General features: G+C 68.3%; 23 protein-coding genes. 8 read left to right on the top strand and 15 right to left on the bottom strand.

All coding sequences use genetic code 11. From position 1 onward, the window contains the following. Positions 1-16: 16 nt before the first annotated feature. The 3 genes from KCI33_RS12245 to KCI33_RS12235 form a co-directional block, all read right to left on the bottom strand. Complete coding sequence (locus tag KCI33_RS12245; RefSeq protein WP_212525112.1) at positions 17-364, bottom strand: YigZ family protein; 348 nt, start codon at positions 362-364, stop codon at positions 17-19. Positions 365-366: 2 nt separating this feature from the next. Continuing rightward, positions 367-621: a DUF6455 family protein gene (locus KCI33_RS12240; RefSeq protein WP_212525084.1), complete on the bottom strand. Its 255-nt coding sequence runs from the start codon at positions 619-621 to the stop codon at positions 367-369. Between the two features lie 92 nt (positions 622-713). Further along, a complete protein-coding gene (locus tag KCI33_RS12235; RefSeq protein ID WP_212525083.1) occupies positions 714-974 on the bottom strand; it encodes a DUF6455 family protein in 261 nt (86 codons plus the stop codon). Positions 975-1,249: 275 nt separating this feature from the next. On the opposite strand from KCI33_RS12235, the gene KCI33_RS12230 reads away from it, so the two are divergent. Next, positions 1,250-1,495, top strand: coding sequence for a hypothetical protein (locus KCI33_RS12230; protein ID WP_212525082.1), 246 nt, complete (start codon positions 1,250-1,252; stop codon positions 1,493-1,495). Here KCI33_RS12230 and KCI33_RS12225 read toward each other — a convergent pair. Beyond that, positions 1,492-1,758: a DUF167 domain-containing protein gene (locus tag KCI33_RS12225; protein ID WP_249139041.1), complete on the bottom strand. Its 267-nt coding sequence runs from the start codon at positions 1,756-1,758 to the stop codon at positions 1,492-1,494. The two genes, KCI33_RS12230 and KCI33_RS12225, sit on opposite strands and share 4 nt — an antisense overlap. Before the next feature lie 181 nt (positions 1,759-1,939). Here KCI33_RS12225 and KCI33_RS12220 point away from each other — a divergent pair, with 181 nt between their 5' ends. Together KCI33_RS12220 and KCI33_RS12215 are read left to right on the top strand one after the other, a co-directional pair. Then, positions 1,940-2,518, top strand: a complete 579-nt coding sequence (locus KCI33_RS12220) for a nitroreductase (RefSeq protein WP_212525081.1) — start codon at positions 1,940-1,942, stop codon at positions 2,516-2,518. Then, on the top strand, positions 2,515-3,240 hold the full coding sequence (locus KCI33_RS12215) for an EI24 domain-containing protein (RefSeq protein WP_212525080.1): 726 nt from the start codon (positions 2,515-2,517) through the stop codon (positions 3,238-3,240). Before KCI33_RS12220 ends, KCI33_RS12215 begins: the two co-directional genes overlap by 4 nt. Positions 3,241-3,273: 33 nt before the next feature. Here KCI33_RS12215 and KCI33_RS12210 read toward each other — a convergent pair whose 3' ends face one another. Together KCI33_RS12210 and mce are read right to left on the bottom strand one after the other, a co-directional pair. Then, positions 3,274-3,567 carry a DUF1467 family protein gene (locus KCI33_RS12210; protein ID WP_212525079.1) on the bottom strand — a complete coding sequence of 98 codons (294 nt, stop codon included), beginning with the start codon at positions 3,565-3,567 and terminating at the stop codon, positions 3,274-3,276. Further along, on the bottom strand, positions 3,567-3,971 hold the full coding sequence (gene mce, locus KCI33_RS12205) for a methylmalonyl-CoA epimerase (RefSeq protein WP_212525078.1): 405 nt from the start codon (positions 3,969-3,971) through the stop codon (positions 3,567-3,569). Before mce ends, KCI33_RS12210 begins: the two co-directional genes overlap by 1 nt. Positions 3,972-4,099: 128 nt before the next feature. Between mce and KCI33_RS12200 the strand changes: the two genes are divergently transcribed. Next, complete coding sequence (locus KCI33_RS12200; protein WP_212525077.1) at positions 4,100-4,792, top strand: response regulator; 693 nt, start codon at positions 4,100-4,102, stop codon at positions 4,790-4,792. 198 nt (positions 4,793-4,990) lie between these two features. Here the strand turns inward: KCI33_RS12200 and KCI33_RS12195 are convergent, their stop codons facing one another. From KCI33_RS12195 to aspS, 3 genes are all read right to left on the bottom strand, one after another. Then, positions 4,991-6,220: a DUF1501 domain-containing protein gene (locus tag KCI33_RS12195; RefSeq protein WP_212525076.1), complete on the bottom strand. Its 1,230-nt coding sequence runs from the start codon at positions 6,218-6,220 to the stop codon at positions 4,991-4,993. Between the two features lie 2 nt (positions 6,221-6,222). Beyond that, complete coding sequence (locus KCI33_RS12190) at positions 6,223-7,599, bottom strand: DUF1800 domain-containing protein (RefSeq protein WP_249139040.1); 1,377 nt, start codon at positions 7,597-7,599, stop codon at positions 6,223-6,225. Between the two features lie 112 nt (positions 7,600-7,711). Further along, complete coding sequence (aspS, locus tag KCI33_RS12185; RefSeq protein WP_212525074.1) at positions 7,712-9,487, bottom strand: aspartate--tRNA ligase; 1,776 nt, start codon at positions 9,485-9,487, stop codon at positions 7,712-7,714. A gap of 177 nt (positions 9,488-9,664) precedes the next feature. Between aspS and KCI33_RS12180 the strand changes: the two genes are divergently transcribed. Then, entirely contained in the window at positions 9,665-10,858 is a 1,194-nt protein-coding gene (locus KCI33_RS12180) for a cyclopropane-fatty-acyl-phospholipid synthase family protein (protein WP_212525073.1), read from the top strand. On the opposite strand, the gene KCI33_RS12175 is transcribed toward KCI33_RS12180, so the two are convergent. Further along, positions 10,855-11,517 (bottom strand): CPBP family intramembrane glutamic endopeptidase, encoded by a 663-nt coding sequence (locus KCI33_RS12175; RefSeq protein ID WP_212525072.1) that lies wholly within the window; start codon positions 11,515-11,517, stop codon positions 10,855-10,857. The two genes, KCI33_RS12180 and KCI33_RS12175, sit on opposite strands and share 4 nt — an antisense overlap. 131 nt (positions 11,518-11,648) lie before the next feature. Here KCI33_RS12175 and carB point away from each other — a divergent pair, with 131 nt between their 5' ends. Further along, entirely contained in the window at positions 11,649-14,972 is a 3,324-nt protein-coding gene (carB, locus tag KCI33_RS12170; protein WP_212525071.1) for a carbamoyl-phosphate synthase large subunit, read from the top strand. A gap of 529 nt (positions 14,973-15,501) precedes the next feature. Here carB and hisG read toward each other — a convergent pair. From hisG to hisS, 3 genes are read right to left on the bottom strand one after another with little or no spacing between them, the layout of a single operon-like run. Then, positions 15,502-16,200 (bottom strand): ATP phosphoribosyltransferase, encoded by a 699-nt coding sequence (hisG, locus tag KCI33_RS12165; protein ID WP_212525070.1) that lies wholly within the window; start codon positions 16,198-16,200, stop codon positions 15,502-15,504. Then, positions 16,197-17,306: an ATP phosphoribosyltransferase regulatory subunit gene (locus KCI33_RS12160; protein WP_212525069.1), complete on the bottom strand. Its 1,110-nt coding sequence runs from the start codon at positions 17,304-17,306 to the stop codon at positions 16,197-16,199. Before KCI33_RS12160 ends, hisG begins: the two co-directional genes overlap by 4 nt. Further along, complete coding sequence (gene hisS, locus KCI33_RS12155) at positions 17,306-18,940, bottom strand: histidine--tRNA ligase (RefSeq protein ID WP_212525068.1); 1,635 nt, start codon at positions 18,938-18,940, stop codon at positions 17,306-17,308. Before hisS ends, KCI33_RS12160 begins: the two co-directional genes overlap by 1 nt. A gap of 100 nt (positions 18,941-19,040) precedes the next feature. Between hisS and KCI33_RS12150 the strand changes: the two genes are divergently transcribed. Beyond that, on the top strand, positions 19,041-19,244 hold the full coding sequence (locus KCI33_RS12150; protein WP_212525067.1) for a SlyX family protein: 204 nt from the start codon (positions 19,041-19,043) through the stop codon (positions 19,242-19,244). Between the two features lie 67 nt (positions 19,245-19,311). Further along, positions 19,312-19,737, top strand: a complete 426-nt coding sequence (locus KCI33_RS12145; RefSeq protein ID WP_212525066.1) for a hypothetical protein — start codon at positions 19,312-19,314, stop codon at positions 19,735-19,737. Here the strand turns inward: KCI33_RS12145 and KCI33_RS12140 are convergent. Further along, a complete protein-coding gene (locus KCI33_RS12140; protein ID WP_212525065.1) occupies positions 19,734-20,408 on the bottom strand; it encodes a sulfotransferase in 675 nt (224 codons plus the stop codon). The genes KCI33_RS12145 and KCI33_RS12140 overlap by 4 nt on opposite strands. 76 nt (positions 20,409-20,484) lie before the next feature. Continuing rightward, the gene (dnaE, locus tag KCI33_RS12135; protein ID WP_212525064.1) at positions 20,485-23,982 is read right to left on the bottom strand and encodes a DNA polymerase III subunit alpha; all 3,498 of its coding nucleotides are present in this window, start codon (positions 23,980-23,982) and stop codon (positions 20,485-20,487) included. Positions 23,983-24,086: the final 104 nt, after the last annotated feature.

Here is a 24,086-nt window from a genome sequence, read left to right as displayed (position 1 = left end):
GGATCTCACCTCGCGCTCACAGCGTGTCGAGGTAGACCCGAACCGCCTCGGCCACATGGCGGAATCGGTCGCCGCCCAGATGCTTGCCGCCATACCAGCGCGTGACCACGACGACGTGGTTCTTCAGCCCGGCGTCCTCCAGCATCCGCAGGATGATGGCGCCCGCGCCAGTCTCTCCGTCATCGGATTTGGCGGGCCCCTCGGGCAGCAGCGCGGCCCAGCTGTTATGTGTGGCCCGCGCGTATTTCTTCTTGCGTTTCAGATCCTTGAGGAACGCCTCCACCGCCTCGCGCGAGTCGGCCGACCCGCCCGACACCGCGTATTTCGAGCCGCGGTCGGAGATCACGTTCTCGATCTGGCGCAAGCTCACTCGGCCAGTTGCGAGAATAGGTCGCGGTTGCGGCAATAGGGCGGCGCGACATCGGCCCGCTCATTGTCCTCCTGCCATTCCACGCAGGCCTCGACGCCATCGCAATGGGTGCAGCGCAGCAGCGCGTTGCGGTAATCCTGCGCCTTGATGGACCGCTCCGAAACCTCTTCGCCGAGGTCGACGCCCAGTCGCTGCGCCATGCCGCCCATCAGATCCGAATGGCGGTCGATCTTCTTGAAAAACTCGAACATCTCATCCTCCGATCAAGTCGGGAACACCCTGCGCCGCGACGGCAAGCGGCACCATGATCCAGATCAAATCGTTGCATGTGCAACCGATAACGTCACCCCTCCGCCTTCAGCCGGTCCAGTAGCGGACCGATGGCGCAGAAAGACGGCTGCCGCTCGGCGCCCGCGCCGTTGACCGCCAACCAGGCGAGACAGCGATCGTGGTGCGCGCAGTGGCAGCATTCGGCGATGGCCTGAGCATAGTCGGCCCGGCTGATCCGACCGCTCTGCAACGCGGCGTTCAGATTCACCCCCACCGCGCGCGCCATTCCCTGGGTCAGCCAGAAATGGCGCGAAAGTTTGCCAGTCTCTTCCATCCTGTCCTCCATCGGCGGTCAGCCCCCGCACATGGTCTCCAGCCGCCCGCGGGTCCGGCCACAGGGCGGCCGCGCCTGGGCGATCAGCCCGGGCGGCGCTGTGTGACGGTCAAAGCTGTCGGGACCGGACATGCGTGTGCTCCTTTGCCTGCGGCCTCGCGCGTGGCGTCATGAACAGGAAAACAGGAATCCTGCGCGCCTGCCTTGACACGCATCAAACCGCGCCGCGCGCCTTTGCAGTTCACAGCGCGCGCTGCAGGCGCTAGCCTGTTTCCATGTTTACCATCGAGCATGAATTCGACTCGACCGTGGTCACCCTCGTGGACGAGGGCCAAGGCTACCTGCAGGAGGATGTCACCATCCACGCCTTCGAGGATTGCGTGACCATCGAGCAACTCGACCCGCGCACCGATGCGGTGCAGCGGATCACGCTCTCGCAGGTGCAGCTGAAGGAACTCGCCGCCGCGCTGGACCTGCCCGAGGGCATCTACCGGCTGTCGCGCCCCGAAAACGACACCTAGCCCAGAACGCGGAAGATCTTGTCCCGCCCGGTCTGGCCGCGCAGCAGCTCCAGCCGCGATTTCGGCACGCCCAGCGCCTTGGCCAGCAGCTTCACCACCGCCGCGTTCGCCTTGCCCGCCTCGGGAACGGTGGTGACATAGACCCGGATCTCACCCCCCTCGCGCGTGATCGCGTTGCGCGATGCCTTGGGAGTCACGCGCAGGGCGATCTCGGTGCCGGGGGCGGCGAGGTCGGACAGGTCGGACAGGTCGGGCAGGCGCAAGGGGTCGCTCCGTCATCAGGCCCCCTTGGCCTAGCCCGGCCACCGGCCGCCACGCAACCCCGCCGCCTTTCTTCTGGCCCCAAATATCCCCGCCGGAGGCGCGAAAACCCTTTCCCGCCGCCTCTGCCCTTGAACACCGGCGCGGTTTATCCGACATCTTCCCCCGCAACAGGAGAAGACTATGCCCGACATCAACCGCCCGGTGATGGAGTTCCTCCTCACCCGCCGTTCCCGCCCGTCCAAGACCCTGACCGCGCCCGCGCCGACGCGCGCGGAGCTGCTACCGCTGCTGACTGCGGCCGCCCGCAGCCCCGATCACGGCGCGCTCGCGCCCTGGCGCTTCATCGTGCTGCAGCCCGCGGCGCTGGCCCGCCTGGCCGATCTCGCCGCCACCCGCGCCGAGGCGCTGGGCATCGCGCCCGAGCAGCTCGCCAAGACCCAGGCGAGCTTGCGCGGCGCGCCGCTGGCCGTCGCGGTGATCGCCGCGCCGAAACCCTCGGAGAAGATCCCCGCGATCGAGCAGCTCTATTCCGCGGGCGCGGTGTGCCTGGCACTGCTGAATGCGGCGCATGCCTCGGGCTGGGGCGCGAACTGGCTGTCGGGCTGGATCGCCCATGACCGCGCCTTCGTCGAGGAGGGGCTGGGTCTCAGCGCCGCCGAAAACCTCGCGGGTCTCATCCATATCGGCACCGAGACCACACAGCCGCCCGAGCGCCCCCGCCCCGATCTCGACGCCATCACCGAATGGGTCGAGGCATGATCGTTACCGATTTTCTCAAGGCGCTGGCGCAGCTCAGCGATCGGCGCTTCCGCCGCGTGCTGTGGCTGGGGCTGGGGCTGACGGTGGCCCTGCTCTTCGGCATGACCGTGGTCTTTGCGGGACTGGTCGGCTGGCTCGCGCCCGACACGCTGGCGCTGCCGGGCCTCGGCGACATCACCTGGGTGGGCGACGTGTTTTCCGTCGCGGTGATCGCGGCGATGCTGGTCCTGTCGGTCTTCTTGATGGTGCCGGTGGCCTCGGCCTTCACCGGGCTTTTCCTCGAGGACGTGGCCCAGGCGGTCGAGGACCGGCATTACCCCGGCCTGCCTCCCGCTCCGCGCATCGGCCTTTACGAGACGCTGAAGGACAGCGTGAATTTCTTCGGCGTGCTGGTGGCGGTGAACGCGCTGGCGCTGCTGCTGTATTTCCCGCTGGGACCGCTGGCGCCGGTGATGTTCTGGGCGGTGAACGGCTACCTGCTGGGGCGCGAATATTTCCAGATGGTGGCCATGCGCCGGCTGGGACGCAAGGGCGCCGCCGATCTGCGCCGCCGCCACTGGGGCCGGGTGTGGCTGGCGGGCACGCTGATGGCGGTGCCGCTGTCGGTGCCGCTGGTGAACCTGCTGATCCCGATCCTGGGCGCGGCCACCTTCACCCACCAGTTCCACCGGCTGAACGCAAAGGCGCCCTCGGCTTGGCCGGCGCCCGGCCGCAGGGCGTAAACAAAGCTTGGCCGGGATCGCCGCCTGCGCCCCTTACTTGCCCGCGTCCTGCGAGGTCGCCGGCCCCATCCGGTGGAACCAGTCGAAATCGCGCACCTTGATCGCGCCCGAGGTGATCACCCCGGCCAGCACCGCCCAGATCACGACCGTGATCGCGGTGACCAGCTTGGCCTTGCGCTTGAAGCTGAAATCGGCGGGCGCGCCGGCATGGGTGCCGGGCTCCACCTCGCCGCGGTCTCCTTGCGTCTCCAGCCGGATCGGCAGGGTGATGAACAGCACCAGGAACCAGATGACCGAGAACAGGACGATGGCGGATGTGATGCCCATCAGACTTGCTCCAGTTCGATCAGGCAGCCGTTGAAATCCTTGGGGTGCAGGAACAGCACCGGCTTGCCATGCGCGCCGATCCTGGGCTCGCCCGAGCCCAGCACGCGGGCGCCGCTTTCCTTGAGCCTGTCGCGCGCGGCGAGGATGTCCTCCACCTCGTAGCAGATGTGGTGGATGCCGCCCGCGGGGTTCTTTTCCAGGAAACCGGCGATGGGGGAATTCTCGCCCAGAGGATAGAGCAGTTCGATCTTGGTGTTGGGCAGCTCGATGAAGACCACGGTCACGCCATGCTCGGGCTCGTCCTGCGGCGCGCCCACATCGGCGCCCAGCGTGTTGCGGTATTGCGCGGCCGCGGCCTCGAGGTCGGGCACGGCGATGGCGACATGGTTCAGACGGCCGATCATCGGCTGGGCTCCTTTATCCTGCGCTGAACCGGTTATGGGACGCCCGCGCGCCGCCCGCAAGCCCGGCCGGAGGCGATTAACGGAAGTTTAGCGAACGCCCGTCTCTACTGGCGGGAAAGGAGACCGGGATGAGCGACGACCGATCCCCGCCCGGCGTGCGCCCCGACGCCGGACGGCCGCTTCTGGGGTTGACGGTGCTGGCCGTGGAGGACAGCCGCTTCGCCTGCGAGGCGCTGCGCCTGCTGTGCCTGCGCTCGGGCGCGCGGCTGCGGCGGGCCGACAGCCTGCGCGCGGCACGCCAGCATCTGCGCGCCTACCGGCCCGGCGCGGCGATCGTCGATCTCGGCCTGCCCGACGGGCGCGGCGAGGCGCTGATCGCGGAGTTGCGCCTGCGCGGGCCGCGGGTGCCGGTGGTGCTGGGGTGCAGCGGCGACGACGGGGCGCGGGCCCGCGCGATGCGCGCCGGGGCAGACGGCTTCCTGGACAAACCCGTCACGTCGCTGGCCAGCTTCCAGCGGGCGATCCTGTCGGGGCTGGACGCCTCCGGTCGCGCGACGCAGGCGGCAGCGCACGACGACATCGTGCGGCCCGACCGGCTGGCGCTGCGCGACGACCTGGTGCGGGCCGCCCTGATGCTGAGCAGCCGCCCCGACGCCGCGGCGCTGGACTATGCCGCGCAGTTCCTGCGCGGTCTCGGGCGGGACAGCCGCGACCCCAGGCTGGAGGAGGCCGCGGGCTGGATCGCGGCGCGCGACGCCCGCGCGCTCAGCCGGGCCAGCCGCCTGGTGCAGGCGCGCATCCGCGCGGTCGACCGCGTCTAGGGCGCGGGATCCTCGGCCACCCGCTCCAGCCGGGTCGGGCCCGACAGCCGCTCCGGCCGGGTGAAACGGCCCTCCATCACCTCGGGCCCCGAGGGCGAGGGCGTTGCGATCTGGCTTGGGCGCGCTCATCACCGTGCTCCGCGCCCCTTGCATGCGCGAACCCGGCGCGCGCCGAAGCCCCGCGCGCGCATAGCCGGCTCAGCGGATGAGCCCGCCGACCCCACCCATGTCCAGCCCCGGGAAGACCGCGCTTTCCAGAACGTCACGGTCGAGCCCGAACACCCCCTGCATTGCGGCCGCCGCATAGGCGCGCACATCGGCCGTCGGCATCAGGTCGCGCCCCTGATAGAGATCCCCCGGGCCCAGCCCCGGCCAGTCGGCCCAGACCCGCCCGCCCTTCAGCGCGCCGCCGGCCAGCAGCATCGCGCCGCCGGTGCCGTGATCGGTGCCAGCGGTGCCGTTCTCGTGCGCGGTGCGGCCGAACTCGGTCATCGCGACAACCGCGGTGCGTCCCCAGTCGGGGCCGAGCCCCGCGCGCAGCGTCAGGATGGTTTCCGAAAGCTGCGCCAGCGGCCCCTTCAGCGCGGCTTTCTGGTTGCCGTGGGTGTCCCAGCCGGTGATCGAAAAGGCGGCGATGCGGGTGTCGCGGCGCAGGCGGTCGGCGGCGAACTCGGCCACCTTTACATGGGCCTTGCCGGGCTTGGCCTGCATCGTCGGGGCCATGCCCTCCATCCCCTCCTCCGCCTCGGCGCCCGACGCCTCCAGGTCCAGGGTTTCCGAGATCTCCGCCGCCTGGCCCACCGCGGCGCGGAACAGCGGGTCCTGCGCGCTGACCATCTCCAGCAACTGGCGGGTCTGCGGCGTCAGCTCGAACCGCACGTCGGGCCACCAGCTCGACACCGGCGCCGGCCCCTCCAGCACGCGCATGGTTTCGCGCCCGATGGCGAAGGCGGTCTCGGCCTCGATGCCGGGGACGGCCTGCAGCAGCCGGTTCAGCCAGCCCACATGCGAGATGGGCTGCCCGGGCGTGAAACCGGTCCCCGCCTCGAGCAGGTCCTGCCCGTCGAAATGGCTGCGCTTGTCGCGATAGGGCGTGGAGACGGCATGGGCGAAGCCCAGTTCGCCCGCACGCCACAGCGGCATCAGGTCACCGAGCCCGGGGTGCAGCGCGAAAAATCCGTCGAGGTCATGTGCGCCCGCGGCCTCGCCCACCGGCAGCTTCTGGCGCAACTCCGCCAATACAGGATCGCCATATGGCTGGACCACGTCCAGACCGTCCATGGCGCCGCGCAGGATGATCACGACCAGACGGTTATCCCAGGGCGCCGAGGCCAGCGTCACCGGCGTCAGCAAGGGGCTGGCCGCAGCCGAGCATCCCAGCGCGAAGCTGCGGCCGAGAAACCCGCGGCGGGAAAGATCGGATGCCATGGTCATCTCCGTTGGAACTCGGGCGAGGCCAGCACCAGGCCGATGCCCTCGGCACGGGTGGCGGCCGCGCCGGCGGCGAAGGTCAGATCGGCGCTGGCGGTGCCGCCGAGCGCTGTCTCGACGAAGACGCGCGGATCGGGCAGCTTGCCGGTCAGCGCCTGCGGCGCGCGCATCGCCCACTGGATGCGCGCGGCCATGCCCTGCGGCGTGACCCAGGCGGCAGCCTCCTCGGGCAGGCCATCGGGGCCACCCGGCCGCTCCCAGGACTGACCCATCAGGGCCACGGGGCCCAGCAGCTGGCCATGGGTCTTGCCGCGCGGCAGGGCCACCAGATCCGAACCCGACGCGTCCAGCGCCCTGAGCGCGGCGGCCATGAAATCGAAGGGCTGGCGCACCTTGCGGCGCTCCGGCGCCCAGGCCGAGGGATGCTCCAGCAGCGCGGCATATGTGGCGGTCAGGTCGCCGCCGCTGGCGGCATAGGCCGCGGCAACGTGATCGACCAGCGCCGGGTCGGGTGTATCATCGACGAAATGCACCGCCAGCTTGCGCGCGAGGTGGCGCGCGGTGGCGGGGTGACGCGCCAGATCGTCGAGCGCGGCGTGGATATCCGCGAGCCCGCCCTCATAGCTGCGGCCCAGCACGGTCTCCTCCCCCGGCTCGACAAAGGGCCGGCGGAAGCGGAACCCCTCTCCCGGCTCGAAACTCATGCCGGTGAACAATTCGGCCAGCTGGCGCACATCGCTCTGGCTGTAGTCGGCCTCGACCCCCAGCGTGTGCAGCTCAAGCACCTCGCGGGCGAGGTTCTCGTTCAACCCGCGGTCGGGCCGTTTCGTGGCATAGAGCGAGTTCGGCCCCGCCGAACTGGCCTGCTGAAGATAGAGCAGCATGGCCACATGGGTCACCGCCGCCTTCAGCAGGGTTGCGAAATCGCCGGCAAGGTTGGGCCGGATCGCCTCGTCGACATAGCTGGAGATCGCATCGCTCAGGATCGCGGCCCGCCGCCCGACGGTGAAGTGATCGGCCCAGAACCGGGTCAGCCTTTCGCGAAAGCCGAATTCGGCCTGCATCGCGCGGGCGATGTTGCGGCGCAGCCCATCCAGATACTGCTCATGCGACTCGCCGCTCAGCGCTTTCCGCTCGGCGTCCAGTGCCTTGCGCCGGACCGGATCCTCGGCCTTGCGCCACTCTTTGGTCGCGTCGACGAAACGCTTGTGACGGGCGATGGCCTCGCCGTAGGCGGACACCGGGAAGGCGGCGGCCATGCGATCCGGGCCCGCGAGTTCGTCAAGAAGTGCCGCGGCGCTGGCCGGGCGGGCGTGGCGCGGTCCCAACCCGCTGCCGAAGCGGATCGCCGCAAGTGTAGGATCAAAGCGCGTCAATCTGCCGTCCATCCGTGCCGAAGGGGCCCGCCGAGCGGACCCCGTTGCGACGCAGCATAGCAGCTTGCCGCCGGCATTTCACCGGATTCGGGCGCGCCCGCCCGCCTTCGGCCTATTCCTGCTCGACCACCCGCAGCGACAGTTCGCGCAGCTGTTCGTTGGTGGGCAGGCTGGGGGCGCCCATCATCAGATCCTCGGCGCGCTGGTTCATCGGGAACATGATGACCTCGCGGATATTGGCCTTGTCGGCCAGCAGCATGACGATCCGGTCGATGCCGGCCGCGCAGCCGCCGTGCGGAGGCGCGCCGAACTTGAAGGCGTTGACCATGCCGCCGAAGCGCTTGGTCACCTCTTCCGGCGGATAGCCGGCCAGCTCGAACGCCTTGAACATGATGTCCGGGCGGTGGTTCCGGATCGCGCCCGAGATCAGCTCGTAGCCGTTGCACGCGAGGTCATACTGGTAGCCCAGGACCTCCAGCGGATCGCCCGCCAGCGCCTCGATCCCGCCCTGCGGCATCGAGAACGGGTTGTGGCTGAAGTCGATCGCGCCGGTCTCGTCGTCCTTCTCGTACATCGGGAAATCGACCACCCAGCAAAAGGCGAAGCGGTTCTTCTCGGTCAGGTTCAGCTCTTCGCCGATCACGTTGCGCGCGCGGCCCGCGACGGCCTCGAATGCCTGCGGCTTGCCGCCCAGGAAGAAGGCCGCATCGCCCTTGCCGAGGCCCAGCTGCTGGCGGATCGCCTCGGTGCGCTCGGGGCCGATGTTCTTGGCCAGCGGGCCCGCGGCCTCCATGCCGTCCTCGCCGTCGCGCCAGAAGATGTAGCCCATGCCGGGCAGGCCCTGCTCCTGCGCGAACTTGTTCATCCGGTCGCAGAACTTGCGCGAGCCGCCGCCGGGCGCGGGGATGGCGCGCACCTCGGTGCCCTCCTGCTCCAGCAGCTTGGCGAAGATCGCGAAGCCCGAGCCGCGGAAATGCTGGGAAACATCCTGCATCTTGATCGGGTTGCGCAGGTCGGGCTTGTCGGTGCCATACCATTTCGCCGCGTCCCGGTAGGAGATCTGCGGCCAGTGCCTGTCGACCTTGTGGCCGCCGCCGAATTCCTCGAACACGCCCTCGATCACCGGCTGGATGGTGTCGAACACGTCCTGCTGCTCGACGAAGGACATCTCCATGTCGAGCTGGTAGAAATCGGTCGGCGAGCGGTCGGCGCGGGGGTCCTCGTCGCGGAAGCAGGGCGCGATCTGGAAATACTTGTCGAAGCCCGACACCATGATCAGCTGCTTGAACTGCTGCGGCGCCTGCGGCAACGCGTAGAACTTGCCCGGATGCAGGCGCGAGGGCACGAGGAAGTCGCGCGCGCCCTCGGGGCTCGACGCGGTGATGATCGGCGTCTGGTATTCGCGGAAGCCGATGTCCCACATCCGCCGCCGGATCGAGGCCACCACGTCCGAGCGCAGCTTCATGTTGGTCTGCATCGCCTCGCGACGCAGGTCGAGGTAGCGGTAGCGCAGGCGGGTTTCCTCGGGGTATTCCTGATCGCCGAAGACCATCAGCGGCAGTTCCTCCGCCGCGCCGAGAACCTCCAGCTCACGGACATAGACCTCGATCTCGCCGGTGGGCAGCTTGGGGTTGATCAGGTCGGGGTGGCGTGCCTTCACCTCGCCGTCGATGCGGATGCACCATTCGCTGCGCACCTTTTCCAGCTCGGAGAAGGCCGCGGAATCGCTGTCGCACAGGACCTGGGTGACGCCGTAATGGTCGCGCAGGTCGATGAACAGGACACCGCCGTGGTCGCGCACCCGGTGCACCCAGCCCGAAAGGCGGACGGTGTCGCCGACATTGGTTTTGGTCAACTCGGCGCAGGTATGGCTGCGGAAAGCGTGCATCTGGGGCCTCTCTGGCGCTGAAAACAAAGGTCCGCGCCGATACACATGGTCCACGCCGGGAAGTCAAGGGACGCGTTGCCGGAAGGCTGGACACATCGCCCCGCCGGCGGCAGACTGCCGGAAAAAAGCGCCCAGTGAGAACAACAAGTTGCGGGCGCGCAGACAGGGAGAAGGCCGATGTGGGACCGGCTGCTTGACCAGATGTTGCAGAGCCTCATCCGGAAGGGGCGGCTGCGGCTGGCCTGGCCCGACGGTTCGGTGCGCAGCTATGGCGCGGGCGGAGGGGAGATCGCGGTTCAAATGCACGATGCCGCCCTGCCCCGGCGCATCGTGCTGAGCCCCGACCTGGCGGTGGGCGAGGCCTATATGGACGGCACGCTCACCATCGGGGGGGACGACCTGCACGGTTTTCTCGGGCTGATCCTTGGCAACCGCGCCAATGGCGCCACCGGTCTGCCCATCAAGGTCAACCATGCCCTGCGCAAGGCCCTGCGAAAGCTCCAGCAATACAACCCCGTCGGCAAGGCGCGCGAGAATGTCGCGCACCACTATGACCTGTCGGGCGCGCTCTACGAGCTGTTCCTCGACGAGGACCGGCAATATTCCTGCGCCTATTTCCGCAACCCGCACGACACGCTGGAACAGGCGCAGGCGCAGAAGAAGGCGCATATCGCGCGCAAGCTGCTGATCGAGCCGGGGATGCGGGTGCTGGATATCGGTTGCGGCTGGGGCGGCATGGGGCTGACGCTGGCGCGCGACCACGGCGCCGAGGTGCTGGGCGTGACCCTGTCCGAGGAGCAGCACAGGATCGCGCAGGCCCGCGCCGAGGCCGAAGGGCTGTCGGACCGGGTCGAATTCCGCCTGACCGATTACCGAGAGGTCACCGGGCAGTTCGACCGCATCGTCTCGGTCGGCATGTTCGAACATGTGGGCGTGCCGCATTACCCCGAGTATTTCGGCCATATCCGCGACAAGCTGACCGAGGACGGCGTGGCGCTGATCCACACCATCGGGCGGATGGACCCGCCCGGATCGACCAGCCCGTGGATCCTGAAATACATCTTCCCCGGCGGCTATGTGCCGGCGATGTCCGAGGTTCTGACCGAAATCGAGAAAGAGCCGCTCTGGATCACCGACATCGAGGTCTGGCGCCTGCATTACGCGGAGACCCTGCGCCACTGGCACGACCGCTTCAAGGCGCGCGAGGAGACGGCCCGCGCGCTATATGATGAGCGGTTCTGCCGGATGTGGCGCTATTACCTCGTGGCCTCGGAGATGTCCTTCCGCGCCAACAAGCAGACAGTGTTCCAGTTTCAGCTGGCGCGCCGCCAGGACGCGGTGCCGCTGACGCGCGATTATCTCTATTCCTAGAACGGGCGCTGCACGTTGCCGGAATAGAAATGGACGCCCAGCCCGAGGGTGAAGATGATCCAGCCCGCGACCGCATGCAGCACGACCGCCTGCGGAAAGTTGCGCCGCGCCTCGTAGGACCAGCCGAAGGCCAGCCCGCCGAAAAAGCTCATCACCGCGGCGACCCAGTTCCAGTACATCAGATGCGCCAGCGAAAACAGCGCCGCGTTGAGCAGCAGCGCCGGCTTCAGCCCCGGCAGCAGCGCGCCGTAGCGGCGGAAGAAGAGCGGCCGGTAGACCAACTCCTGCGGCAACGCCGAGACCACGGGGTAGAGCGCGATGATGACCGGCAGCAGCAGCGGCCGTTCCCGGAGCATGAAAAACAACACCCCGGGCTCGTTCGACAGGATCACGCCCAGGCACACCGCCAGCGTGACCGCCGCGAACGCCCCCACCGCGCGCCAGTCGATCGCGTCGATCCCCTGGCGCAGTTCCGCCCAGCGGAAGCCCTCGGTCACGTTCAGCAGCGCCAGCCCGAGGCCGGTCATCGCGAACAGCATGGGGAACATCAGCGCCGGCGGCAGCAGCAGCGCCATGCCCAGCGGCGCCAGGATGTAGAAGGCGGCGAACTCGGCCCAGAGCCGGGCGCGGCCGGGGCGTGGGGTGAGGGGGTCGGACATCTTGCGCTCCGGCAGAGGTGAAAATCCACGACATGCGCCATAATGCGCCGGCGACCGCGTGCCAACAGGACTTGCACCCCCGCCGCGCATAGTTATAAACCGCATCAATTTGCCAGTCCGGGGGTCGCGACATGCCGAAAAGAACCGATATCAAATCCATCATGATCATCGGCGCAGGGCCCATTGTCATCGGGCAAGCCTGCGAGTTTGACTATTCCGGGGCACAGGCCTGCAAGGCGCTGCGCGAGGAAGGCTACAGGGTGATCCTGGTCAACTCGAACCCGGCGACGATCATGACCGATCCGGGCCTGGCCGACGCCACCTATATCGAGCCGATCACCCCCGAGGTCGTCGCCCGCATCATCGAGAAGGAGCGCCCCGACGCGCTGCTGCCCACCATGGGCGGGCAGACCGGGCTGAACACCTCGCTCGCGCTCGAAGAGATGGGCGTTCTGGAGAAATTCGGGGTCGAGATGATCGGCGCCAAGCGCGAGGCCATCGAGATGGCCGAAGACCGCAAGCTGTTCCGCGAGGCGATGGACCGGATCGGGCTGGAAAACCCCCGCGCCACCATCATCACCGCCCCCAAGGGCGAGAACGGCAAGACCGACCTGAACGCGGGCGTGCGCCTGGCCTTGGAGGCGCTGGAGGACATCGGCCTGCCCGCCATCATCCGCCCCGCCTTCACCCTGGGCGGCACCGGCGGCGGCGTGGCCTACAACCGCGAGGATTACGAGCACTTCTGCCGCACCGGCATGGATGCCTCGCCGGTCAACCAGATCCTGGTGGATGAAAGCCTGCTGGGCTGGAAGGAATACGAGATGGAGGTCGTCCGCGACAAGGCGGACAACGCGATCATCGTCTGCTCGATCGAGAACATCGATCCGATGGGCGTGCACACCGGCGACTCGATCACCGTGGCGCCCGCGCTGACGCTGACCGACAAGGAATACCAGATGATGCGCAACGGCTCGATCGCCGTTCTGCGCGAGATCGGGGTCGAGACCGGCGGCTCCAACGTGCAATGGGCGGTCAACCCCAAGGACGGCCGGATGGTGGTGATCGAGATGAACCCGCGGGTGTCGCGGTCCTCGGCGCTGGCGTCCAAGGCCACCGGCTTCCCGATCGCCAAGATCGCGGCCAAGCTGGCCGTGGGCTACACGCTGGACGAACTCGACAACGACATCACCAAGGTCACGCCGGCCAGCTTCGAGCCCACGATCGACTATGTGGTGACCAAGATCCCGCGCTTCGCCTTCGAGAAATTCCCCGGCTCCCAGCCGCTGCTGACCACCGCGATGAAATCGGTGGGCGAGGCGATGGCGATCGGCCGCACCATCCACGAATCGCTGCAAAAGGCACTGGCCTCGATGGAGACCGGCCTGACCGGCTTCGACGAGGTGGAGATCGAGGGCGCCCCCGACAAGGCCGCCGTGATCAAGGCGATCAGCCGGCAGACGCCGGACCGGCTGCGCACCATCGCCCAGGCCATGCGCCACGGCCTCAGCGATGACGAGATCAACGCCGTCACCAGCTTCGACCCGTGGTTCCTGGCCCGCATCCGCGAGATCGTCGAGGCCGAGGCGAAGATCCGCAAGAACGGCCTGCCGATGACCGAGGAAGGGCTGCGGGCGCTCAAGATGATGGGCTTCACCGACGCCCGGCTGGCCAAGCTGACCGGCCGCGACGAGGCGCAGGTCCGCCGCGCCCGCCAGAACCTTGGCGTGACCGCCGTGTTCAAGCGCATCGACACCTGCGCCGCCGAATTCGAGGCGCAGACGCCCTACATGTATTCCACCTACGAATCCCCCGTGATGGGCGAGGTCGAATGCGAGGCACGGCCGTCCGAGGCGAAGAAGGTCGTCATCCTCGGCGGCGGCCCGAACCGGATCGGCCAGGGCATCGAGTTCGACTACTGCTGCTGCCACGCCTGTTTCGCGCTCAGCGAGCAGGGCTACGAAACCATCATGATCAACTGCAACCCCGAGACCGTGTCGACCGACTACGACACCTCGGACCGGCTCTATTTCGAGCCGCTGACCTTCGAGCATGTGATGGAAATCCTGCGCGCCGAGCAGGAGAAGGGCACGCTGCACGGGGTGATCGTGCAGTTCGGCGGCCAGACGCCGCTGAAACTGGCCGATGCGCTGGAAGAGGCCGGCATCCCGATCCTCGGCACCACGCCCGACGCGATCGACCTCGCCGAGGACCGCGAGCGCTTCCAGGCGCTGGTCAACCGGCTGGGCCTGAAACAGCCCAAGAACGCCATCGCCTCGACCGACGCGCAGGCGCTGAAGGCGGCCGAGGAGATCGGCTTCCCGCTGGTGATCCGCCCCTCCTATGTGCTGGGCGGCCGCGCGATGGAGATCGTGCGCGACATGGCGCATCTGGAGCGCTACATCTCCGAGGCCGTGGTGGTCTCGGGCGACAGCCCGGTGCTGCTCGACAGCTACCTCTCGGGCGCGGTGGAATGCGATGTCGATGCGCTCTGCGACGGCGAGAACGTCCATGTCGCCGGCATCATGCAGCATATCGAGGAGGCCGGCGTGCACTCGGGCGACAGCGCCTGTTCGCTGCCGCCCTATTCGCTGGACGACGCCATCGTCGAAGAGCTGAAGAGCCAGACCGTGGCTCTGGCCCGGGCGCTGCACGTGGTCGGCCTGATGAACGTGCAGTTCGCGGTCAAGGACGGCGAGATCTACCTCATCGAGGTCAACCCGCGCGCCTCGCGCACCGTGCCCTTCGTCGCCAAGGCCACCGATTCGGCCATCGCCTCGATCGCGGCGCGGCTGATGGCGGGCGAGAAGCTCTCGGCCTTCCCGATGCGCGCGCCCTATCCCGAAGGCGCGACCGAGGTGCCGATGGCCGACCCGATGACGCTGGCCGATCCCAAGACCCCGTGGTTCTCGGTCAAGGAGGCGGTGCTGCCCTTCGCCCGCTTCCCCGGCGTGGACACCATCCTCGGCCCCGAGATGCGCTCCACCGGCGAGGTCATGGGCTGGGACCGCTCCTTCCCGCGCGCCTTCCTCAAGGCGCAACTGGGCGCGGGCACCCACCTGCCCGAGGGCGGCCGGGTGTTCATCTCGATCAAGGAGGCCGACAAGGGCCCGCTGATGATCGAGGCCGCGCAGGTGCTGGCCGAGCTCGGCTTCGAGATCGTCGCCACCCGCGGCACCGCGGCCTTCCTGAAAGCCGCGGGCGTGGCCTGCGCGGTGGTCAACAAGGTCTACGAGGGCCGGCCGAACATCGTGGACATGCTCAAGGACGGCGAGATCGCGCTGGTCTTCAACACCACCGAGGGCGCGCAGGCGGTCGAGGACAGCCGCGAAATCCGCGCCGTGGCGCTCTATGACAAGATCCCCTATTTCACCACCGCCGCAGCCAGCCACTCTGCCGCACTGGCGATCCGCGCGCGCGAAGAGGGCGAAATCGGGGTGCGCAGCCTGCAGGCCTGAAGAGGCCCGCCCTTGAGCGCGGCGGTTGTCGCGCGGTCCAGATGACAGCTGTGCCCGGGGCGCCTGAGCCCCGGGCCGCCCCCTCCCCGGCACGCCGCCCGGGGCAGGCCCATCCCGGCCAGACCCTGCGCCGCCCCGGAAAACCGGCCCGTCTGCAGCCGGAGTTCTCCGCCAAGCTTCGCTGACCGGGAGAGGCGCGCAATCCCATCAGGTCATCGACATTCATGGGCACGCGGAAGGCACGCCGGCCGATTGGCGCGTGCATGCCCGGCCGCGCCGGGGGATGGGGAAAAACAGCAGGACGTTCCGGCGGATTTGCCGTGAGTCGGCCCACCCGCCGAGGCACGGGCACCCGGAGTGGCCGGCGAGGGCCGATCCGACCGGCCCCGGCGAGGCGTTCAGCCGCGACGCCGCGCGGGCCGGGCGCGCTTGCGCCGGGGATCCCCTGAACGGGGCCTTCGAAATGGACCGTCGATCGCGACCGCGTCGCGCAGGCCGGAGCGTCGGCTCCCGGCCCCGAACGTGGCCGTCAGCCGTCGACCCCCAGCCGCGCGGCCAGCGCCTGGAACCGCTCGCGGTTGCCACCCTCCCAGTCGGCACGGCGGGATTTGAACAGCGTCGCCTGGCTCTTGTGCACCAGCCCGTCGGACAGGATCTTGAGATGGTTGGCGCGCAGCGTCTCGCCGGTCGAGGTGATGTCGGCCACGGCCTCGGCGGTGAGGTTCTTGACCGTGCCCTCGGTTGCGCCCTGGCTGTCCACCAGCTGGTAATCCGCCACCCCCGCGCCGCGCAGGAACTCGCGCACCAGGCGGTGGTATTTCGTGGCGATCCGCAGGCGGAAGCCGTGATCGCGGCGGAAGGCGGCGGCGGCGGCGTCGAGATCGTCGAGCGTATCCACGTCGGCCCAGGCCTTCGGCACCGCGATGATCAGGTCGGCATGGCCGAAGCCCATCGGCGCCAGCGCCCGGATCTTGCCCTCCCAGTCGGCGATCTTCTCATGCACCAGGTCCGAGCCGGTCACGCCGAGGTGGATGCGGCCCGCGGCCAGTTCGCGCGGGATCTCGCCGGCCGAGAGCAGCACCAGCTCGATCCCGTCCACGCCCTCGACCGCGCCGGCATATTCGCGGTCCGAGCCTGTGCGCTTCAGCACCACGCCGTGGCCCGCGAACCATTCGAAGGTCTTTTCCATCAGCCGGCCCTTGGACGGAACGCCCAGTTTCAGCGTCATTGCCCGGCCTCCTCGGTCAGGGTGAGCACCAGCTCTGGGCGCACCACGCCGCCCACCGCCGGCAGGCAGCGCCCCTGCCCCAGCACCCGTGTCAGCGCGTCATAGCGCCCGCCGGTGGCCACCGGCGGCAGGTCCAGCCGCGCCTCGGCGTAGAAGCCGAAGACGAAGCCGTCGTAGTATTCCATCGTGGTCCGGCCGTAGCTGGCCTCGAAATCCAGCGCGTAGACGTCGATGCCCTGACCCGACAGCGCCTCCAGCCGGCGGTCCATGCGGGTGACGGCGGGGGCGATGTTGGGCAGGTCCACGGCGATGTCGCGCAGCTGCTCCAGCGCGTTCACCGAGGTCTCGCGCAAGCTCAGGATGTGGTCGAGGATCGCCACCTCGTTCCCCGAGATCGGCGGCTCGGCGGCATCGGCCAGCAGCGCCTCGATCCGCGCCGTCACCTCCGCGCGCGAGCGCAGGCCGATCGCGGGTCCGGCGGCATCGGCCACTGCGGCGGCACCCTGTTTGCGGGCCTTCTCCAGCAGGCGGGTGCGGGTCTCGGGCACCGGGCTGCGGCCGCCGTAGCGGTCGAGCAGCGCGCGAAAGCGGCGCGGCCGCCACAGGTGGCGCTTCAGCGCCGCCTTGCGCCGATCCGAGGTCGACAACCCCTCGACCGCCGCCATCAGGATGCCGATATCGCCGGTCGCGGCGCGCAGCGACAGCGGCGAGAGCACCTCGTCGAACAGCGCGAAGACCTTGGCCTCGGCGGCCTCTTCGTCGGCGTCGCCGAAGGTTTCGTAGCCGACCTGGATATACTCGCTGGCGCGCGCGCCCTCGTGCTCCTGCTTGCGGAAGACCTCGCCCATATAGGTGACGGCCCCCGTGGCGGTGCCCTCGGCCATCTGTTGCTGCACCACCGGCACGGTGAAATCCGGGCGCAGCATCATCTCGCCGCGCAGCGGGTCGGAGGTGACATAGGCGCGCGCGCGGATGTCCTCGCCGTAGAGGTCGAGCAGGGTCTCGGCGGGCTGCAGGATGTCGGCCTCCACCACCCGCGCGCCTGCGCCGGTGAAGAACGCCTGGAGCCGCTCGGCCTGGGCGCGGACCTTGGCCTTGTCGGTCATCAGCTCTCTCCGGCCAGGATGCGGCGGACCTCGGCGACCAGCTGGCCGCGCGGCACCTCGAATTGCGAGGGGCGCTCCTTCCACTCCTCCAGCGTGGCGCTTTCGGCGATCTTGGCGCCCAGCACCAGGTCCTTGATCTGGACGACGCCGCGTTCCTTTTCGTCGCCGCCCTCGATCACGGCGACGGGCGAGCGGCGCTTGTCGGCGTATTTGAGCTGGTTGCCGAAATTCTTGGGGTTGCCCAGGTAGACCTCGGCGCGAATGCCGGACGCGCGCAGCTCTCCCACCATGGCCTGGTAATCGGCCATGCGGTCGCGGTCCATCACGGTGACCACCACCGGCCCCTGCATGTTGCCGTGGATGCGGCCCTTGGCGCGCAGCGCGGCCAGCAGGCGGTCCACCCCGATCGACACGCCGGTCGCGGGCACGGCCTGGCCGGTGAAGCGTTTCACCAGGTCGTCGTAGCGCCCGCCGCCGGCGACCGAGCCGAACTGGCGCGGGCGGCCCTTTTCGTCGGTGATCTCGAAGGTCAGTTCGGCCTCGAAGACCGGGCCGGTGTAATAGCCCAGGCCGCGCACCACCGAGGGGTCGATCAAAATCCGATCTGATGAGTAACCCTGCGCCTCAAGAAGCTCCTCAATTTCGCGAAGTTCCTGGACCCCAGAGAACCCGATATTTGAGTTCCCAATGATCTCTTGGAGATAATCAAGCATGCGCGCATTCCAAATTGCCCTCTGGCTGTGGAAATACTGCCGCTCATCGTTGAAAGTTGGAGAGACTGAATATCGCGCTCTGTCCAATTCTCTCGCATATTCTGGAGCGAGTTCTAGCGCTCGGCTTCCCTCCTGTGCGAGTCGGCTATCGACAACATTGTAGGCATCCACGAAGCGCATAATCACTTCAACCTGTAAATTGCTAAGGCGTGCACCTTCTGTGAAATCGCCTGATGGATCCTTGCGCCCTTCCCCGAGCAGGGCCCGCACTCCGTCGCGGCCCAGCCGGTCGAGCTTGTCGATGGCGCGCAGGACGATGCCGCGCTCGTGCTCGAATTTCGACGGGTCCGAGGGGTCGAGCACGCCGGCCACCTCCATCACGCCGTTCAGGACCTTGCGGTTGTTGACGCGCACGATGTAGTCGCCGCGCGGGATGCCCACGGCCTCCAGCGTGTCGGACAGCATGGCGCAGATCTCGGCGTCCGCGGCGACCGTGGCCGCGCCCACCGTGTCGGCGTCGCATTGGTAGAACTGGCGGAACCGGCCCGGGCCCGGCTTTTCGTTGCGCCACACCGGCCCCATCGCGTAGCGGCGGTAGGGGCTGGGCAGGTCGTTGCGGAACTGCGCGGCGACGCGGGCCAGCGGCGCGGTCAGGTCGTAGCGCAGCGCCAGCCAGTCGCCCTCGTCCTCCTGCCAGGCGAAGACCCCGGCATGGGGGCGGTCGACATCGGGCAGGTATTTGCCCAACGCCTCCAGCGTCTCCACGGCCGAGCTTTCCAGCGGATCGAAGCCGTAGCGATGATAGACCTCGGCGATCTGGTCGAGCATCTGCTTGCGCTCGGTCACCTCCGCGCCGAAATAGTCACGGAAGCCCTTGGGCGCCTCTGCCCGGGGGCGCCGGGGTTTCTTGTCCTTGGCCATCGCTTGTCGTCCCTTGGTGTGGGTTCGCGCGGGGCATAGCGGATGGGCGCCAAAGGAGCAAGGTGGCGCGGCCACGCGCAGCAACGAAGAGGAAACGGAAATGAGCGACACGACCCTGTTGGAAGAGCGCATCGCACATCTGATCGCGGCGGTGGACGACCTGTCGGACGTGGTCGCCCGCCAGCAGCGCGAGATCGACGTGCTGACCCGGCGCGTGGCCATGCTGATGCAGCGCGAGGCCGAGCGCGAGGTCGATCTGGGCGGCACCATCCCGCTGGCCGACCAGAAGCCGCCGCATTGGTAAGCCCTTGCCGGCCGGCCCCGATGCGGCCTAGGCTGAAAGCGGACGCAAGCAGAACGGAGCCGGCGCCATGATCACCCTCCTGAGACTTGTCCATATCCTAGCGATGGCCGTCGGCGTGGGCGGCGGCGTGGCGAACCTGATCGCCCTGCGCCGGATGCAGGCGGCCGAGGGGCCGGCGAAGGCGGCACTGGCAGGTGCGATGCGGCAGGTGGGCATGGCTGCGGCGCTGGCGCTGGCGCTGCTGTGGGTGTCGGGCCTGGCGCTGGTCTATGCGCGCTATGACGGCTGGGCCGCGCTGCCGCTGTTCTTCTGGGCCAAGATCGCGGCGGTGGTGGCGCTGACGGCGGTCTCCGGCGCGGCGCAGGTGCTGACCTTCTGGGGCATGGCGCGCAAATCGCCCCCCGATCCGGCGCTGATGGCGCGGCTGGGCAAGACCGGGGCGGCGCTGGCCCTGACCGCGACCGCGCTGGCGGTCCTGAGCTTTACGGACTAACGGCGCGGCCGGGCGCGGAAATGCGCCCAGACGCGTTTCGCCCGCGCCACGCGCGGCGACATTCTGCGCCCGCGGGACTGGCCGGTGACGCCCCAATCCTCGGCCCGCAGGTCGTATTGCGGCAGTTTCGCGATCAGATCCTCGATCCGGTCATGGTCGATGTCGAACTCGATCAGCTGGCCCGGCCTGTCGGACATGAAGTCGCGAACGCCGGCGACATGCTCGTCCCACATCCTGCGCCAATGCTCCTGCACCTCTTCGAAGGAGCGCAGGCCCAGCGCCTTGCCGTAGCGGTCGGCGAATTCGCCGTGGCCGTGTTTCATGCGCGAGCGGATCCATTCCTCGCGGTCGCGCAGGTTCAGGATCAGGATCGTGTCGGGATAGTCGCGCAGGATCTCGCGATAGGCCGAGTTGCCCTCGAAGGCCACCTTGTCGGTGACATAGACGAGATCGGAGTAGAAGGTGAACTCCTCGATCCCGTGGAACGCCTTGCGGCCGGCGGCGAGGTTGTCGCGCATGATCCGGGCCACGGTGCGCGAGCGGCGCAGCGGCCGGCGCAGCTTGTGGTGCAGCGATGGGTGGCCTGCGCCCTCGAACAGGCGGGCGAAGCTGCGCGTGGCGCATTTGTTGAAGCCGACAAGAACGACGCGGGGCAATTGGCGGGAGGTCATCGGGGCTCCTCGGACGGCGGGACGGGGCCATTTAGCAGCGCCGGGCGGGCGCGCGCAATGGCGGGGCGGCGGGCGCTCAGACCTCTTCCACCGCCATCACGCCGGGCAGCGACTTGATCGCGCCCTTGATCTGCGGGTTCACCGGGAATTCGCCCAACGCCATCTCGACCTCGCCGGGCAGGGCCGGATCCATCAGGCAGAACTGGATCGGGCCGCGCCCCCTCAGCCCGGTTTCGCCCCTGGCGCGGACCAGCAGACCCGCCACTGCCTGCACCGCGCCCGCGTCATCGACAAAGACCTTCAGCCCCATGCCACCCGCATCCGCCACCACGATGTCGATCGGCTGCACCGCGCGCGCCAGCAGCTTCAGCTGGTCGCCTTCCAGCGTCGCCTCGACCGTGAGAACCACGTTGGAGCCGGTCTCCAGATGATCGCGCGACGCCTCCAGCACGTCGGAGAACAGCGTGACCTCGTAAAGCCCGGTCGGGTCCGACAGTTGGGCGAAGGCGAAGCGGTTGCCCTTGGCCGACTTGCGCTCCTGCCGTCCGGCGACCGATCCGGCGAGTTTCGCCACCGTGGGGCCGGACTGCGCCGCCGCCTGCAATTCCTGCAGGGTCATCACCTTCTTGCGCTTCAGCGGACCCATGTAGTCGTCGAGCGGGTGGCCGGAGAGGTAGAAGCCGATCGCCTTGTGCTCCTCGGCCAGTTTCTCGTTGGGCAGCCAGTCGGCCACCGGCGAGAGCCGCGGCTCGGGCAGGTCGTCGCCGGCCTCGCCGAACAGCGACACCTGCGCCGAGTTGCGCTGCTCGTGGATCGCGGCGGAATAACCGATCAGCGCCTCGATGCTGTCGAAGACGCGGCGGCGGTTGGGATCGATCTGGTCGAAGGCGCCGGCGCGGGCCAGCATCTCCATCGGGCGCTTGCCGATGCGTTTGAGGTCCACCCGGCGGGCGAAATCGTAGAGCGTGGCGAAGGGCTTGCCCTCGCGGCCCTCGACGATCAGCTTCATCGCCTCGACGCCCACGTTCTTAAGCGCACCGAGGCCGTAGACCAGTTTCTGCTCGGCCACCTTGAACACCGCGTCCGAACGGTTCACGCAGGGCGGGATGATCTCGATCTCCAGCCCCCGGCGCACCTCCTCGGCATAGACCGACAGCTTGTCGGTGAGGTGGATATCGCAGTTCATGACGCCCGCCATGAACTCCACCGGGTGGTTCGCCTTCAGCCAGCCGGTCTGGTAGCTGACCACCGCGTAGGCGGCGGCGTGGGATTTGTTGAAGCCGTAGTTGGCGAATTTCTCCAGCAGGGCAAAGACCTCTTCGGCCTTCTTCTGGTCCACCCCGTTCTTCTTGGCGCCGCCGACGAATTTCGGGCGCTCGGCGTCCATCGCCTCCTTGATCTTCTTGCCCATGGCGCGGCGCAGCAGGTCGGCGCCGCCAAGACTGTAGCCCGCCATCACCTGGGCGATCTGCATCACCTGCTCCTGGTAGACGATGATGCCCTGGGTCTCCTCAAGGATGTGGTCGATCAGCGGGTGGACGGATTCGCGCTCTTTCTGGCCGTTCTTCACCTGGCAATAGGTGGGGATGTTCTCCATCGGGCCGGGGCGGTAGAGCGCCACGAGGGCCACGATATCCTCGATGCAGGTGGGCCGCATCTGGCGCAGCGCATCCATCATGCCCGAGCTTTCCACCTGGAACACCGCCACGGTCTTGGCGTTGGCATAGAGGCGATAGGTCTTTTCGTCGTCGAGCGGGATATGCCCGATGTCGTTCTCCGCCCCCTCGGCGGGCTCGTAAAGCTGCGTGCCGTCGGCGGCGATGTGCAGCGGACGGCCCTGCGCGTGGATCTGGTTGATCGCGCCCTGGATGACGGTCAGCGTCTTGAGGCCGAGGAAGTCGAACTTCACCAGGCCCGCCTGCTCCACCCATTTCATGTTGAACTGGGTCGCCGGCATGTCCGAGCGCGGGTCCTGGTAAAGCGGCACCAGCTCGTCGAGCGGCCGGTCGCCGATCACCACGCCCGCCGCGTGGGTCGAGGCGTTTCGCAGCAGCCCCTCGACCTGTTGGCCATAGGTCAGCAGCCGGTCCACGACCTCTTCGTTGCGGGCCTCCTCGCGCAGGCGCGGCTCGTCGATCAGGGCCTGCTTGATGGAGACGGGCTTCACCCCCTCCACCGGGATCAACTTGGACAGCCGGTCCACCTGGCCATAGGGCATCTGCAGCACGCGCCCCACGTCGCGCACCGCCGCCTTCGACAGCAGCGCGCCGAAGGTGATGATCTGGGCCACCTTGTCGCGACCGTATTTCTCCTGGACGTAATGGATCACCTCCTCGCGGCGATCCATGCAGAAGTCGATGTCGAAGTCGGGCATCGAGACCCGCTCCGGGTTGAGGAAGCGTTCGAACAGCAGGCTGTAGCGCAGCGGGTCCAGGTCGGTGATGGTCAGCGCATAGGCGACCAGGCTGCCCGCGCCCGAGCCCCGCCCCGGCCCCACCGGGATGTCATGCTCCTTGGCCCATTTGATGAAGTCGGAGACGATCAGGAAATAGCCGGGGAAGCCCATGCCCTCGATGATGTCGAGCTCGAAATCGAGCCGCTTGCGATACTCCTCCACCGGCACGGCATGGGGGATCACAGCCAGCCTCTTTTGCAGGCCCTCGTTGGCCTGGCGGCGCAGCTCCTCGACCTCGTCATCGGCGAATTTCGGCAGGATCGGCGCGCGCTTCTCCGCCTTGTAGGCGCAACGCCGGGCGATCTCGACGGTGTTCGCGACGGCCTCGGGCAGGTCCGCGAACAGCGCGGCCATCTCCTCGGGCGACTTGAAATAATGCTGCGGCGTGAGGCGGCGGCGCGGATCGGCCTGATCGACATAGGCGCCCTCGGCGATGCAGATCAGCGCGTCATGCGCCTCGTACATGTCGGAGGCGGGAAAATAGACGTCGTTGGTCGCGACCAGCGGCAGGCCCATCTCATAGGCCATCTCGACATGGCCGCGCTCGGTCAGGCGCTCGGCCTCGGTCAGCTGGCCGCCCTCGCCGGGGTGGCGCTGCAACTCGACGTAGAGGCGGTCGGGAAAGGCCGCCGCAAGGCGTTGCAGCAGCGCCTCGGCCTTGGCCCTCTGGCCGGCCTGCAATTGCACTCCGACCGGCCCCTCGGGCCCGCCGGACAGGCAGATCACGCCGTCGGAATGCCGCTCCAGCTCCTCCAGCGTCACATGCGGCTCCTGCCCGTCGCCGCGCAGGTAAAGGCAGGAATTGAGCTTCATGAGGTTCATGTAGCCCGTCTCGTCCTGCGCCAGCAGCACCAGCGCCGCGGGCGCGCGGGGCCGCTCGCCGGGTGCGGCCGCCTCATAGGCCAGATCGACCTGGCAGCCGATGATCGGCTGCACCCCCGCGCCGCTCGCCATCACGGAAAATTCCAGCGCCGCGAACATGTTGTTGGTGTCGGTCACCGCCACCGCGGGCATCCCCGCGGCCTCGCACAGGCCGGGCAGCTTCTTGACCCGGACCGCCCCTTCGAGGAGCGAATATTCCGTATGCAGGCGGAGATGGATGAATCGGGGGCTGCTCATGGCGGCACAGTAGCCAAGCCGCGATGCCGGGGAAAGCCATTCCGATTTTCAGGAAATACCTGAAGGTCTTTCGCCCGCGACCGCCGGAACGCGGCACTTGCCAA

The organism is Actibacterium sp. MT2.3-13A (genome assembly GCF_018139985.1).
GTDB lineage: Bacteria > Pseudomonadota > Alphaproteobacteria > Rhodobacterales > Rhodobacteraceae > JAGSOU01.
Note: the sequence above shows the minus strand (reverse complement) of the source record. Positions and strands in the feature narration are given on the sequence as shown.

What these genes read in the sequence shown, in the direction of transcription:
- KCI33_RS12160 (WP_212525069.1), bottom strand. Translation starts at nt 17,306, where the DNA reads ATGACCGACAAGGCCAAGGTCCGCGCCCAGGCCGAGCGGCTCCAGGCG.
- carB (WP_212525071.1), top strand. Translation starts at nt 11,649, where the DNA reads ATGCCGAAAAGAACCGATATCAAATCCATCATGATCATCGGCGCAGGG.
- KCI33_RS12195 (WP_212525076.1), bottom strand. Translation starts at nt 6,220, where the DNA reads ATGGCATCCGATCTTTCCCGCCGCGGGTTTCTCGGCCGCAGCTTCGCG.
- KCI33_RS12210 (WP_212525079.1), bottom strand. Translation starts at nt 3,567, where the DNA reads ATGGGCATCACATCCGCCATCGTCCTGTTCTCGGTCATCTGGTTCCTG.
- KCI33_RS12230 (WP_212525082.1), top strand. Translation starts at nt 1,250, where the DNA reads ATGTTTACCATCGAGCATGAATTCGACTCGACCGTGGTCACCCTCGTG.
- KCI33_RS12180 (WP_212525073.1), top strand. Translation starts at nt 9,665, where the DNA reads ATGTGGGACCGGCTGCTTGACCAGATGTTGCAGAGCCTCATCCGGAAG.
- KCI33_RS12150 (WP_212525067.1), top strand. Translation starts at nt 19,041, where the DNA reads ATGAGCGACACGACCCTGTTGGAAGAGCGCATCGCACATCTGATCGCG.
- KCI33_RS12145 (WP_212525066.1), top strand. Translation starts at nt 19,312, where the DNA reads ATGATCACCCTCCTGAGACTTGTCCATATCCTAGCGATGGCCGTCGGC.
- KCI33_RS12235 (WP_212525083.1), bottom strand. Translation starts at nt 974, where the DNA reads ATGGAAGAGACTGGCAAACTTTCGCGCCATTTCTGGCTGACCCAGGGA.
- hisS (WP_212525068.1), bottom strand. Translation starts at nt 18,940, where the DNA reads ATGGCCAAGGACAAGAAACCCCGGCGCCCCCGGGCAGAGGCGCCCAAG.
- dnaE (WP_212525064.1), bottom strand. Translation starts at nt 23,982, where the DNA reads ATGAGCAGCCCCCGATTCATCCATCTCCGCCTGCATACGGAATATTCG.
- KCI33_RS12215 (WP_212525080.1), top strand. Translation starts at nt 2,515, where the DNA reads ATGATCGTTACCGATTTTCTCAAGGCGCTGGCGCAGCTCAGCGATCGG.
- mce (WP_212525078.1), bottom strand. Translation starts at nt 3,971, where the DNA reads ATGATCGGCCGTCTGAACCATGTCGCCATCGCCGTGCCCGACCTCGAG.
- aspS (WP_212525074.1), bottom strand. Translation starts at nt 9,487, where the DNA reads ATGCACGCTTTCCGCAGCCATACCTGCGCCGAGTTGACCAAAACCAAT.
- hisG (WP_212525070.1), bottom strand. Translation starts at nt 16,200, where the DNA reads ATGACGCTGAAACTGGGCGTTCCGTCCAAGGGCCGGCTGATGGAAAAG.
- KCI33_RS12200 (WP_212525077.1), top strand. Translation starts at nt 4,100, where the DNA reads ATGAGCGACGACCGATCCCCGCCCGGCGTGCGCCCCGACGCCGGACGG.
- KCI33_RS12240 (WP_212525084.1), bottom strand. Translation starts at nt 621, where the DNA reads ATGTTCGAGTTTTTCAAGAAGATCGACCGCCATTCGGATCTGATGGGC.
- KCI33_RS12175 (WP_212525072.1), bottom strand. Translation starts at nt 11,517, where the DNA reads ATGTCCGACCCCCTCACCCCACGCCCCGGCCGCGCCCGGCTCTGGGCC.
- KCI33_RS12220 (WP_212525081.1), top strand. Translation starts at nt 1,940, where the DNA reads ATGCCCGACATCAACCGCCCGGTGATGGAGTTCCTCCTCACCCGCCGT.
- KCI33_RS12140 (WP_212525065.1), bottom strand. Translation starts at nt 20,408, where the DNA reads ATGACCTCCCGCCAATTGCCCCGCGTCGTTCTTGTCGGCTTCAACAAA.